We start from the raw sequence: 13380 nt of genomic DNA on the forward strand, positions 1-13380 counted from the left end.
TCCTCGTCCGGCGGAGCTCCAGACCACCCGCTTCTACGCTCTGCGCGTACGCCTCCGGTCACCGCGGCGGGATGAAATCCGCTGCTGGTCGCGTTGGTGCCTTCCGGTAGAGCAGGACGATCGGAGGGCACCCGCGTGACACCGCAACGGGGATGGGCACGGCGACTGGCCGCATACGCGTGGCGTCATCCCAGGGACGTCGTCCTCGCGCTGGGCTCGTCCCTCGGCGGCATGGCCGTCATGGCGCTGGTCCCCCTGATCACCAAGGTGATCATCGACGACGTCATCGGCGACAAGACCAAGGACATGGCCACCTGGGCCGGGCTGCTCGTCGGCGCCGCGCTCGTCGTCTACGTCCTCACCTACGTCCGCCGCTACTACGGCGGCCGGCTCGCCCTCGACGTCCAGCACGACCTGCGGACCGAGATGTACGGGACGATCACCCGCCTCGACGGCAGACGTCAGGACGAGCTGTCCACCGGGCAGGTCGTCGGACGCGCCACCAGCGACCTCCAGCTCATCCAGGGCCTGCTCTTCATGCTGCCGATGACCATCGGCAACCTCCTGCTGTTCCTGATCTCCCTGGTGATCATGGCGTGGCTGTCCCTGCCGCTCACCGTCGTCGCCCTCGCCGTCGCCCCCGCCCTGTGGTGGATCGCCACGCGCAGCCGCACCCGGCTGCACCCGTCCACCTGGTACGCGCAGGCGCAGGCGGGAGCGGTCGCCGGGGTCGTCGACGGAGCGGTCAGCGGCGTCCGCGTGGTCAAGGGCTTCGGGCAGGAGGAGCAGGAGACCGGCAAGCTGCGGGAGGTCGGACGGCGGCTGTACGCCGGGCGGCTGCGCACCGTCCGGCTGAACTCCCGGTACACCCCGGCGCTCCAGGCCGTCCCCGCCCTCGGCCAGGTGGCGATGCTCGCGCTCGGCGGCTGGCTCGCGGTGGGCGGGCACATCACGCTGGGCACGTTCGTCGCCTTCTCCACCTACCTCGCCCAGCTCGTCGGCCCGGTCCGGATGCTCGCCGTGGTCCTCACCGTCGGCCAGCAGGCCCGCGCCGGCACCGAGCGCGTCCTGGAGCTGATCGACACCGAGCCGTCCCTGACCGACGGCGCCAAGGAACTGCCCGCCGACGCCCCGGCGACCGTCGAGTTCGACGACGTCTCCTTCGGCTACGACCCCGGCCGGCCGGTCCTCGACGGTCTCTCCTTCGAGATCCGCCCCGGTGAGACCCTCGCCGTCGTCGGCGCCTCGGGCTCCGGCAAGTCCACCGTCTCCCTCCTCCTGCCGCGCTTCTACGACGTCACCCGCGGTGCCGTGCTCGTCGGCGGCCACGACGTGCGGGAGCTGACCACCGAGTCCCTGCGCGCCGCGATCGGACTGGTCCCTGAGGACTCCTTCCTCTTCTCCGACACCGTGCGCGACAACATCGCGTACGGCCGCCCGGACGCCACCGACGAGCAGATCGCCGCCGCCGCCCGCGCGGCCCAGGCGGACCGGTTCATCGGCGAGCTGCCCGACGGCTACGACACCACCGTCGGCGAGCACGGCCTGACCCTCTCCGGCGGCCAGCGCCAGCGCGTCGCCCTGGCCCGCGCGATCCTCACCGACCCGCGCCTGCTGGTCCTGGACGACGCCACCTCCGCCGTGGACGCCCGCGTCGAGCACGAGATCCACGAGGCGCTCAAGAGCGTCATGCGGGGCCGTACGACGCTGCTCATCGCCCACCGCCGCTCCACCCTCAACCTCGCCGACCGCATCGCCGTCCTCGACGGCGGCCGGCTCGCCGACATCGGCACCCACGACGAGCTCCAGCGCCGCTCCGCCCTCTACCGCCGGCTGCTCACCGACCCCGACGAGCTGGGCGCCGTCTCCCCGGGCCACACCCCGCCCGCCTCGCCGCAGGAGGAGGACACCTCCGTCCGCGAGGAACTGGACGCCGAGTTCGACGCCGAGCGCGGGGTCACCCCACGGCTGTGGACCGGGGACCGCGAACCCAGGGACGCCGCCCTGGCCGGCACCCCGGCCACCCCGGAACTCCTCGCCCAGGTGGACGCCCTGCCCCCGGCGGACGACGTCCCCGACATCGACGAGGCCCGCGCCGTCCGCCCGGAGGACTCCTACGGCCTGCGCCGTCTCCTGCGCGGCTTCGGAGCGCCCCTCCTCATCAGCCTCGGCCTGGTCGCGGTGGACGCCGGCATGGGCCTGCTGCTGCCGGTGATGATCCGGCACGGCATCGACCAGGGCGTCACCCAGGCCGCCCTCGGCGCGGTCTGGGCGGCCTCCCTGCTGGGCCTGCTCACCGTGATCGCCCAGTGGGCGGCGCAGACCGGCGAGATCCGGATGACCGGACGCACCGGCGAACGGGTTCTGTACGCGCTGCGGTTGAAGATCTTCGCCCAGCTCCAGCGGCTCGGCCTCGACTACTACGAGCGCGAGCTGACCGGCCGGATCATGACCCGGATGACGACGGACGTCGACGCGCTCTCCACGTTCCTGCAGACCGGCCTGGTCACGGCGTTCGTCTCGGTGGTCACCTTCTTCGGCATCATGGTGGCCCTGCTGGTGATCGACCTCGGGCTCGCGCTCGTCGTCTTCGCCACCCTGCCCCCGCTGATCCTCGCCACGTACTTCTTCCGCCGGGCCAGCGTGAAGGCGTACGAACTGGCCCGTGAGCGGGTGTCGGCGGTCAACGCCGACCTGCAGGAGTCGGTGGCGGGGCTGCGCGTCGTGCAGGCGTTCCGCCGCGAGCGGGACGGCGGACGCCGGTTCGCCGACCGCAGCGCGAGCTACCGCAGCGCACGCATCAGGGGCCAGTGGCTGATCTCGGTGTACTTCCCGTTCGTGCAGTTCCTGTCCTCGATCGCGGCCGTGGCGGTGCTGGTCGTGGGCGGCGGCCGGGTCGACGACGGGACGCTGGCGATCGGCTCGCTGGTGGCGTACCTCCTCTACATCGACCTGTTCTTCGCGCCCGTGCAGCAGCTCTCCCAGGTCTTCGACGGCTACCAGCAGGCGTCCGTCTCGCTGGGCCGCATCCAGGAGCTGCTGCGGGAGCCGGCCTCCACCCGGGTCCCGGAGAAGCCCCTCCCCGTCACCTCCCTGCGCGGCGAGATCGCCTTCGAGGACGTCCACTTCGCGTACGGCGACGGCGAGGAGGCCCTGGAGGGCATCGACCTCACCGTCCCCGCCGGTCAGACAGTCGCCTTCGTCGGCGAGACCGGCGCGGGGAAGTCCACCCTGGTCAAGCTGGTCGCCCGGTTCTACGACCCGACGGGCGGGCGGGTCACCGCCGACGGCACGGACCTGCGGGACCTGGACCTCACCGCCTACCGGCACCGGCTCGGGGTCGTACCGCAGGAGGCGTACCTCTTCCCGGGCACGGTCCGCGACGCCATCGCCTACGGCCGCCCGGACGCCACCGACGCCGAGGTGGAGGCGGCGGCCCGCGCGGTCGGCGCGCACGAGATGATCGCCACGCTGGACGGCGGCTACCTCCACGAGGTCGCCGAGCGCGGCCGCAACCTGTCCGCCGGACAGCGCCAGCTGATCGCGCTGGCCCGCGCCGAACTCGTCGACCCCGACGTGCTGTTGCTCGACGAGGCCACGGCCGCGCTGGACCTGGCCACCGAGGCACAGGTCAACCGGGCGACGGACCGTCTGACGGGACGCCGTACGACCCTGGTGGTGGCCCACCGCCTCACCACCGCCGCCCGCGCGGACCGGGTGATCGTCATGGACCACGGCCGGATCGTGGAGGACGGCACGCACGAGGAACTGCTGCGGCTCGGCGGCACGTACGCCGCGTTGTGGCGGACGTTCGTCGGCGAGGACGTGCCCGCACCGGCGTGAGGGGGCGGCCCCCGGGCCGGGGGCCCTCCGTGGCCCCCGCGCAACCATCCGGCATACGTCATGCGTCCGTACACGCGTACGCCGCCTGGCGCGGCAGGTGCGGTACGGGAGGACGACTGTGGGCAGTGGAGCGATACGCCGGCGACTCGCGCTGGGCCTTGCGGTGCTGACCGCCTCGGGACTGCTCGCCGTCGCCGCGCCGGCCGAGGCGCAGGCGGCCGCGCACTGCCCGGGGCGCAAGGTGCGCACCCTGCCGTTCTCCACGGGGTCGGTGGTCGTCTACAAGCGCGGCGGCTACGTCTGTTCCGTCACGCTCGCCAAGAAGCCGGGCGTCAAGCGGAAGATGTCGGTGAGCGTGCGGGCGCGCGGTGGGCGGCCGGTGGTCGACGAGGGGCGCTACCGGCACCACGCGGGGCCGGTGACCGTGCACGCCGGCCGCCGCTGCGTGTGGGTCAAGGGCAGGGTCGGCTCAGGGTCCGTCAGCTCCGGCTGGATCCTGTGCTGAGCCGTCGGTGACCGAGGGTTATCCCTATGTCCCCTGGTGCTGTGGGGAGTTGGTCGAGTAGCTTCCGGCGCACATCTGTCTCACAGGGGAGTGCGCATGCGCAAGGCGCTCAGATGGCTGCTGGCGCTCACGGTGCTCATAGGCACACTGAGTACGGCCGGGGCGGCCACCGCCGCCGAGCCGGAGGCCACCGGCAGCACTGACATCAAGGAGAGACTGCTCTCCGTACCGGGCATGAGCCTGATCGAGGAGAAGCCGTACACCGGGTACCGGTTCTTCGTCCTCAACTACACCCAGCCGGTCGACCACCGCAGGCCCTCCGCGGGCACGTTCCAGCAGCGGATCACCGTGCTGCACAAGGACACCGCGCGGCCGACCGTCTTCTACACCAGCGGCTACAGCGTCTCCACGACGCCCCGCCGCGCCGAGCCGACCCAGATCGTGGACGGCAACCAGGTCTCCATGGAGTACCGCTTCTTCACCCCGTCGCGGCCCGAGCCCGCCGACTGGTCGAAGCTGGACATCTGGCAGGCCGCCAGCGACCAGCACCGCATCTTCAAGGCGCTGAAGGGGATCTACTCCGAGAACTGGATCTCCACGGGCGGTTCCAAGGGCGGTATGACCGCCACCTACTACGAGCGCTTCTACCCGCGTGACATGGACGGTGTGGTCGCCTACGTCGCCCCCAACGACGTGGTGAACAGGGAGGACTCGGCCTACGACCGCTTCTTCGCGGGCGTCGGCACCAAGGAGTGCCGCGACCGGCTGAACGCGGTCCAGCGCGAGGCGCTGGTGCGCCGGGAGCCGCTGAAGGAGAAGTACGAGGCGGCCGCCGCCGAGAACGGCTACACCTTCACCACCATCGGCAGCCTGGACCGGGCCTACGAGGCCGTCGTCCTCGACTACGTGTGGGGCTTCTGGCAGTACAGCACCCTCGCGGACTGCGCGGACATCCCGGCGGACGCCAGGAACGCCACCGACGACGAGATCTGGACCTCGATCGACACGATCTCCGGCTTCGGGTTCTACACGGACCAGGGCCTCAGCCCCTACACGCCGTACTACTACCAGGCCGGTACGCAGCTGGGCGCGCCGACCATCCGGTTCCCGCACATCGAGAAGAAGTACATCCGCTACGGCTACCAGCCGCCGCGCAACTTCGTGCCCCGCTCGATCGACATGGAGTTCGAGCCGTGGGTGATGCGCAGTGTCGACACCTGGGTCCGCGACAACGCCCGCCACATGCTGTTCGTGTACGGCGAGAACGACCCGTGGGGTGCCGAGCCGTTCCGCCTGGGACGCGGCGCGCGTGACTCCTACGTCCTCACCGCGCCCGGCATGAACCACGGCGCGAACGTGGCCGGTCTGGTCGCCGAGGAGAAGGCGTTCGCCACGGCCCGCATCCTCGACTGGGCGGACGTCGCCCCGAGCGCGGTCCAGGAGAACCCGGCGGCGGCGAAGCCGCTGGCGAAGTTCGACGCGAAGCTCGACAAGCGGGACGTCGAGAAGCAGCGCACGCTGCGACCGTAGGGCCGGGGCGGGACTACACCGGGCGGGCGCAGCCCACCGGTGCGGTCCCGCCGAGCCGTACGTACAGGGCCGTGGACGCCGGGCACTCGGACCGGGCGTCCACGGCCTTCGTCACCTTGAACTCCGGCTCGCGCCGGCCGCTGCCGTCGCAGGCCGTCTCGCGGACCTTGCCGTCGCCGAGGTCGTAGACGCAGTCGCCGACGATGGTGCGCGGCCCGCCCCCGCCGCCCGGGTCCCCGGGGTGCGGCGGCTGGAGGTGGCGCATGCAGGCGTAGCCGCGCGGCACCGCCCCGTCGCCGTCCTCGTCGGCGGAGGGGCGCTGCTCGCTGATGTGCAGCACGAAGTCCGTGGTCGCCGGGCAGCGCGGCCCGTCGCGCGCCGTCCCGTCGTGGCGTGCGACCACCCGGGCCGCCGCGCGTTCACCGGCGCAGGACACCTCGGTGAAGCTGGTGCGGCCGAAGGAGCTGCACTCGTCGACCGCGAGGAACACCGCCCCGTACCCGGACGGCCGGGCCGGCGCCGGCGACACCGCGGCCGCCTGCCCGTCCGGCCGGTCCCCTCCGGTACCGCCGCCCGGCCCGCTCTGACAGCCGGTGAGCAGCGCCGCGCACACCGCCGCGAACGCGGCCGGCGACCGCCACCTGTTTCCCACGTGCATCGTCATCCCCCGGACACCCCCGTCCAGCGTGACCCGGTCCGACGGGGCACGCCAGACACCCGGGGTACTTTCACCCCATTGGGGAGGGTGCGCCGGGCGTGTGACGTACGGGCGCTACGTCCGACGGGGGAGGGGCGGTGCCCGTCCGCGGCGGCTAGTACCTCAGCCCGTGCCCGACCGGGTACAGCACCGTCGCCGGGTCGTCGGCCCGCTGCACCGGCACCGGCAGCGTCCCGCGCGGGTCCACCTTGCCCGCGATGACCCGGGCCGCGGCCCGCAGTTCGACGTCGGTCCAGGAGTACGACGCCAGGTACGCCCGCACGCCGGGCAGGTGGGCCACGTCGTAGGGGTTGCGGATCGCGACCGCCACGACCGGCTTCCCGGTCGCCAGCAGCTGCTCCACGAGCGTCTTCTGGCTGCTGGAGGCGCTGACGTTGTACGTCCCGACGACCACCGCGTCCGCCTCCTGGGCCGCCGCCACCGCCTTGGCGACGGTCGCGGAGGACGGTGCCGTGCCGGTGGACAGGGCGGTGGCCGTGAAGCCCAGCTCGGTCAGGGCGCCGGCGAGCACCCCGGTCGGCGGTCCCGTCGTACCGGACGGGGAGGCCGGGTCGGCGCCGACCACCAGCAGCTTGGGCCGGCTGCGCCGGGACAGCGGCAGCAGTCCGCCCTCGTTGACCAGCAGGGTGGTGGTGCGCTCGGCGATCCGGTCGGCGCCGGCCAGGTGCGCACGGGTGCCGACGGTGCGGTCGACGCCGGCGTGGGAGACGTACGGGTCCGTGAACAGGCCCAGTCGCGCCTTCAGGCGCAGCACCCGCAGGATCGACTCGTCGAGCCGGTCCTCGGTCAGCTCGCCGTCCCGCACCGCCCGCAGAACGGCGTTCCAGGCGACGTCCAGGGAGGGCGGGTTGAGCAGCTGGTCCACGCCCGCCTTGAGGGCCAGCACGGGCACCCGGTCGTCGCCGTACTTCGTGCGGACGCCCTCCATGCCGAGGGAGTCGGTGACGACCACGCCGTCGTAGCCGAGTTCCTCCCGGAGGATGCCGGTGAGGATGGGGCGGGAGAGGGTGGCGGGGTCCTCGGAGCCGTCGAGGGCCGGGACGACGATGTGCGCGGTCATGATCGAGTCGATGCCCGCGGCGATCGCCGCACGGAACGGCGGCGCGTCGAGCCGCTCCCACTCCTCGCGGGTGTGGTGGATGTACGGCAGCTTGGCGTGGCTGTCGTCGACCGTGTCGCCGTGTCCAGGGAAGTGCTTGGCCGTCGCCGCGACGTGCGACGACTCGTAGCCCTTGACCTCCGCGGCGACGAGAGAGGCGACGGCCTCCGGGTCGGCGCCGAAGGAGCGGACGCCGATGACGGGGTTGGCCGGGTTGACGTTGACGTCGGCCACCGGGGAGTAGTTCTGGCGGATGCCCAGGGCGCGCAGTTCGCGGCCCGCGATCCGGCCGAGACTGCGGGCGTCGGAGCGGGAGCCGCCCGCGCCGATGGCCATCGCCCCCGGGAACAGGGTCGCGGGCTCGCCCACGCGGGCCACGATGCCGTGCTCCTGGTCGGTGGAGATGAGCACGGGCAGCCCGCGCGGCAGGCCCAGGGAGGCCTTCTGGATGCCGTTGGACAGGTCCGCGATCTGGTGCGGGGCACGGGTGTTGTGCGCCCAGGCGAAGTAGATGATGCCGCCGACCCGGTACTTGGCGAGCAGTTCGGCGGCCGTGCGGACGCCGATCTCCTTGAGGTTGGCGTCGATGTCGGCCTGGTCCGGGTCGGTGGCGGAGTGGCCGTAGACCCGCATCACGAACAGCTGGCCGACCTTCTCCTCCAGGGTCATGCGGGAGATGAGGGCGCGCAGCTTTCTGTCGTCGGGGGCCTGGGGGCCGGCGGCCGCGTGGACGGTCCCGCCGGCCGCCAGCGCGGTGGTGACGCCCGCCGTCGCGGCGATGACGGCGCGTCTGGACGGACGTGCGGTGCTTCCCGTGCTTCCGGTGCTGCTGTCGGGCACGTGCGCTCCTTTGGAAGGTGAATCCGCGGGGGGCCGGGGATCCGCTGAGGACATCCTTGAAGGAAACTGCCAGGGGGTCACCAATATCCGGGAAGTTTCTGCCAGTCAAGGGAATGCGCAGCGGCCGGGGGAGGGGCCGTCATCGGCGCGCTGGGAGGGGGCGCGCGCCGATGACGGCGTGCTGCCGGCCGCGGCGCGGCGGAGAGGGTGGGTCGGCGATCGCTGCCGGCAGCGAGGCCGACACCGCACCACAGGGACTCGTCCGGCAACCTGCCCATGGGACGGACCGCGGCGGCGACGGGTTCCCCCGCCGGCCCGGAATCCCCGAAGTCGGGACCAGGGGGCCCGGCGGGCTCAGCGGGGCGTGTGCGCCGACACCTCGGGCCAGTGCCCGCGCAGCGTGCGGACGGTCTCCGCGATCGCCGGGCGGCGGGCCGCGCCGGTGCGCCACAGCGCGTACAGCCGCCGTACGGGCATGGGGTCGAGCGGCACCTCCACCACGCCCGCGGGCAGCGGGCCGCGCCCCAGCCGGGGGATCAGCGCGATGCCGAGACCGGCCGCGACCAGGGCGACGAGGGTCGGGTTCTCGTCGGCCTGGTGGACGATCTCCGGCTCGTGCCCGGCCGCGCGCAGGGTGCGCACCAGCCACTCGTGGCAGACCCGACCCGGCGGCTGGCAGATCCACCGCTCACCACCGAGCTCCTCCCGCCGCACCGCCGTACGTCCCGCGAACGGATGCCCCTCGGGCACCAGCAGGTCGCACAGGTCGTCCCCGATGACCGCCTGCTCCACGCCCGCCGGGGCGGGCAGCGGCGCGATGTCCCAGTCGTGCGCGATCACGAGGTCGACGGCGCCCTTGGCGACCAGGTCCACGGAGAGATGGGGGTCGATCTCGGTGAGCCGGGTGTCGAGCGCGGGATGACGGCGGGCCAGGTCGGCCAGCACGGTCGGCATCAGACCGCGCGCCGCCGAGGCGAACGCGGCGATCGCCAGCCGCCCGGCCGGCACCCCGCGCCGCTCCTCCAGCTCCGTCTCCGCCCGCTCCACGATGACCATCAGCTCCCGGGCGGCGCGCACCAGCTGGTGCGCCTCGTCGGTCAGCCGTACGCCGCGGCCCTCCCGCTCCAGCAGCACGGTCCGGGTCTCCCGCTCCAGCTTGGCGATCTGCTGGGACACGGCGGACGAGGTGTACCCGAGCGCCACGGCGGCGGCACCGACGGTGCCGTGGACCGAGACGGCGTGCAGGGCGCGCAGACGCTGGAGGTCGAGCATGACGGCGGCTCCCCGTCGGTCGGCGGTGCTTCGTCGGTTGGCAGTGCTTCATCGGTTGGCGATGAGATCATCGGTTAGCGATGCTTCATCCAACCATGCAGGAATCGTCGCTGGTGCTGAAGTGTGGCGGGCGGTGATCCTCGACGTATGCGACCTTCCCACGTGCTCCTCGCCGTCCTCGTCACCGCCGTGTGGGGGGTGAACTTCACCGTCATCGAGGTCGGACTCGACCACTTCCCGCCGCTGCTCTTCTCCGCCCTGCGCTTCCTCGTGGCGGCGCTGCCCGCGGTGTTCCTGGTGGGACGGCCCAAGGTCGCGTGGAAGTGGATCGTGGGGGTGGGACTGGCGCTGGGGGTGGCCAAGTTCGGGCTGCTGTTCGTCGGCATGGACGCCGGGATGCCGGGCGGGCTGTCGTCGCTGGTGCTCCAGATCCAGGCGGTGTTCACGGCCCTGTTCGCCTTCGCGCTCCTCGGTGAACGCCCCACGCGCGTCCGTCTGGTGGGCATGGCGGTGGCGCTGGCCGGCATCGGCGTCGCGGCGGTCGACGAGGGCACCTCGGGCCCGCTGGCCGGCTTCGCCCTGGTCGTCGCGGCGGCGGCCTGCTGGGGCGTCTCCAACATCCTCACCCGCAAGGCGGCACCCCCGGACGCCCTGAACTTCATGATCTGGGTGAGTACGGTGCCGGTGCTCCCGCTGCTCGCCCTCTCCCTGCTGCTGGAGGGCCCCTCGGCCGGCCTCGACGCGCTGCGCGGCCTGGACTGGCCGGGCGTGGGCACGGTGCTCTTCGTCGCCTGGGTCGCCACGGTGTTCGGCTTCGGCGCCTGGGGGTGGCTGCTGCGCCGCCACCCCGCCTCCACGGTCGCTCCGTTCTCCCTGCTCGTCCCGGTCTTCGGCATGTCGTCGGCCGCCCTGTTCCTGGGCGAGTCGGTGACCCCGCTGCGGTGGTGCGCGGCGGCCCTGCTGGTGGGCGGGGTGGCACTGGCGTCGGTGACGTTCCGCCGGCCGGCGGCGGTGCCGGTCCACCGGGCGGAGACGCCCGCGGAGCCCTCCCGGGCCGCCCGGTGAGGAGAACCGGTCGCCCCGGCGAACGAAACACCCTGGGGGCGCGGGGAACGGCGCGACCGGCCACGACGCATCCGCACCCGGCCACGCGGCCACCGCTCCGGGTTCTCCTCCGCACCCCCCGGAGGGTCAGGCGGCCTCGTTCAGCAGCCGTGCCAGGTGCTCGCGCCCCGGCGTGAGCAGCCCCGGTGCCGCGTCCGGCTGGAGCGGCGGGTGGCGTCGAGGACGCCGGGGAACGAAACACCCTGGGGCGCGGGGAACGGCGCGACCGGCCACGACGCATCCGCACCCGGCCACGCGGCCACCGCTCCGGGTTCTCCTCCGCACCCCCCGGAGGGTCAGGCGGCCTCGTTGAGCAGCCGTGCCAGGTGCTCGCGCCCCCGCGTGAGCAGCCCCGGCAGCGGCGCGGCACCCTCGTACCAGCGCTTCTCGTACTCCCAGCAGAGCCAGCCGTCCCAGCTGTGCCGGGAGAGGACCTCCACGACGTCGGTCAGCGGCAGGACACCGGCGCCGAGCGCGAGGGGGGTCCTGTCGTCGGCGGAGGCGATGTCCTTGACCTGGACGTAGCCGAGGTGGGGGGAGAGCGCCGCGAAGCTCTCCACGGGCTGCTCACCGCCCAGCCAGGTGTGCATCACGTCCCACAGGGCGCCCACCTGGCGGTGGCCGACCAGTCCCAGGACCCGCATCGCGTCGGCACCGGTGCGGTGCGAGTCATGGGTCTCCAGCAGGATGCGTACGCCGAGGTCGGCGGCGTACTCGGCGGCGGTGCCCAGCCGCCGCGCGGCCGTCGCGTCCGCCTCCTCGGGGCTCTGCCCGGCGTCACCGCCCGGGAAGACCCGGACGAAGGGCGCGCCGATGTCCCGGGCGAGGCCGAGGAGGGCCCGCAGCTCGGCGAGGACGGGTTCGTCCTCACCGGGCGCGGCGACCCGGGTGTACCCGGCGAGGCCCAGGATCTCGACGCCGGCCGCCTTGAACCCGGCGGCGACATCGGCACGTTGCCCGGGGGTGAGACCCGGGTGGACGGGTTCCTCGGGGTGGGCGCGCAACTCGACGCCGTGGTAGCCGTGCGTGGTCGCGAGGGCCGCCACCTCGGAGAGGGGCAGACCGGGAACGCCGAGAGTGGAGAACGCCAGCTTCATGGAAACGGACCCTACCCGCGACCCCGGCCCCGACTCCTCCTTGCCACTCCGTTGTCGCAGCCCACGCACGCCGGACGCGCCGGCCGCGGATCTGCGCGCCCTCAGGACCACCCCGCGCCGGCCCCCTGGAACCCCGGCACGGACACTCCCCGGGGGCGCGGGGAACTGCGCGACGAGCCCCCACGACCCGCACCCGGCGACGAACAAGCCCCCACCCCCGCCCCCCACCTCCGCCCGCCGCCCCCGAGCGACGGGCCCGGCCCGGTTACTCCCGCGGCCCCGCCGTCGACCCCCGCACCATCAACTCCCCGCGCACGACGGCGATCCCACCCGCCGGCGCCTCCTCCCGCCCCATCGCGATCCGCCCGGCCCGCGCCCCCGCCTCCGCCAGCGGCAACCGCACCGTCGTCAGCGCCGGCACCGCGTCGATGCTGAAGGGCAGATCGTCGAACCCGGCCACCGACACGTCGTCCGGAATCCGCAGCCCCGAGTCCCGCAGCGCCGCGCACGCCCCCAGCGCGACGGAGTCGTTCGCGGCGACCACGGCCGTCAACGACGGATCACGGCGCAGGAGTTCCAGCGTGGCCTCGTAGCCCGACCGCCGGTCGTACCGCCCGTGCACGGTCCACCGCGGGTCCTCCTCGATGCCGTGCGCGGCCAGCGCGGCCCGGTGGCCCTCGAGCCGGTGCCGGGTGGTCGTGCGTTCCTGGGGCCCCGCGATGTACCCCAGCCGCCGGTGCCCGAGGCCGATCAGATGCCCGGTGAGTTCCTGCCCGCCGCCGCGGTTGTCGAAGGTCAGCGCGATCGCCCCGGTCTCCGGTGCCTGCGGCCGCCCGCACAGCACCACCCGCGTCCCGGCGTCCGCCAGCTTCCGCAGCTTCGCGTCCATCGCGGCCTGGTGCGGCGCGTCCTCGATCGCACCGCCGGTCAGTACCACCGCCGCCGCCCGCTGCCGCTGGAGCAGTGTGAGATAGGTGAGTTCGCGCTCGGGCGAGCCGCCCGTGTTGCACACGACCGCGAGTCTCTCCCCGCCCGCGCGCCCGCCCGGCCCCCCGATCTCCGCCTGGATCGCGCCGGCCATGATCCCGAAGAACGGGTCGGCGATGTCGTTCACCAGGATTCCGACCAGATCGGACGTGGCGGCGGCCAGGGCGCTGGCGGGTCCGTTGAGCACGTAGTCCAGTTCGTCCACGGCCTTCAGCACCCGCTCGCGGGTGGACGCGGCCACGGGGTAGTTCCCGTTGAGCACGCGCGACACCGTCGCGGGTGAGACCTGTGCGCGCGCCGCCACGTCCGCCAGGGTCACCGTCATGTCTCGTCCTCCGGTCGCGCGTCTCGTCGTGGTTCCGAGCAGACCCTACGGCTCCACGCC

At 73.3% G+C, this 13380-nt stretch carries 9 protein-coding genes; 4 read left to right on the top strand and 5 right to left on the bottom strand.

Annotated features, from left to right (window positions below; translation table 11 throughout):
* Positions 1-135: 135 nt before the first annotated feature.
* The 3 genes from F1615_RS09200 (at position 136) to F1615_RS09210 (ending at position 5878) form a co-directional block, all read left to right on the top strand.
* Entirely contained in the window at positions 136-3843 is a 3708-nt protein-coding gene (locus F1615_RS09200; RefSeq protein WP_149548395.1) for an ABC transporter ATP-binding protein, read from the top strand.
* Positions 3844-3961: 118 nt separating this feature from the next.
* Positions 3962-4348: a hypothetical protein gene (locus F1615_RS09205; RefSeq protein WP_149548396.1), complete on the top strand. Its 387-nt coding sequence runs from the start codon at positions 3962-3964 to the stop codon at positions 4346-4348.
* 96 nt (positions 4349-4444) lie between these two features.
* Positions 4445-5878, top strand: coding sequence for a S28 family serine protease (locus F1615_RS09210; protein ID WP_149548397.1), 1434 nt, complete (start codon positions 4445-4447; stop codon positions 5876-5878).
* A 13-nt stretch (positions 5879-5891) separates the two neighbouring features.
* On the opposite strand, the gene F1615_RS09215 is transcribed toward F1615_RS09210, so the two are convergent.
* From F1615_RS09215 to F1615_RS09225, 3 genes are all read right to left on the bottom strand, one after another.
* Positions 5892-6536 (bottom strand): hypothetical protein, encoded by a 645-nt coding sequence (locus F1615_RS09215; protein ID WP_149548605.1) that lies wholly within the window; start codon positions 6534-6536, stop codon positions 5892-5894.
* 154 nt (positions 6537-6690) lie between these two features.
* Entirely contained in the window at positions 6691-8535 is a 1845-nt protein-coding gene (locus F1615_RS09220; RefSeq protein ID WP_149548398.1) for a glycoside hydrolase family 3 N-terminal domain-containing protein, read from the bottom strand.
* A gap of 354 nt (positions 8536-8889) precedes the next feature.
* Positions 8890-9807 carry a LysR family transcriptional regulator gene (locus F1615_RS09225; protein ID WP_149548399.1) on the bottom strand — a complete coding sequence of 306 codons (918 nt, stop codon included), beginning with the start codon at positions 9805-9807 and terminating at the stop codon, positions 8890-8892.
* 147 nt (positions 9808-9954) lie between these two features.
* On the opposite strand from F1615_RS09225, the gene F1615_RS09230 reads away from it, so the two are divergent.
* Entirely contained in the window at positions 9955-10872 is a 918-nt protein-coding gene (locus F1615_RS09230; RefSeq protein WP_149548400.1) for an EamA family transporter, read from the top strand.
* A 335-nt stretch (positions 10873-11207) separates the two neighbouring features.
* Here the strand turns inward: F1615_RS09230 and F1615_RS09235 are convergent, their stop codons facing one another.
* Entirely contained in the window at positions 11208-12008 is an 801-nt protein-coding gene (locus tag F1615_RS09235) for a sugar phosphate isomerase/epimerase family protein (protein ID WP_149548401.1), read from the bottom strand.
* Between the two features lie 265 nt (positions 12009-12273).
* Positions 12274-13320, bottom strand: coding sequence for a LacI family DNA-binding transcriptional regulator (locus F1615_RS09240; protein ID WP_149548402.1), 1047 nt, complete (start codon positions 13318-13320; stop codon positions 12274-12276).
* Between the last annotated feature and the right edge of the window lie 60 nt (positions 13321-13380).

The sequence above is a fragment of the Streptomyces marokkonensis genome, from assembly GCF_008312835.1.
Taxonomy (GTDB): domain Bacteria; phylum Actinomycetota; class Actinomycetes; order Streptomycetales; family Streptomycetaceae; genus Streptomyces; species Streptomyces marokkonensis_A.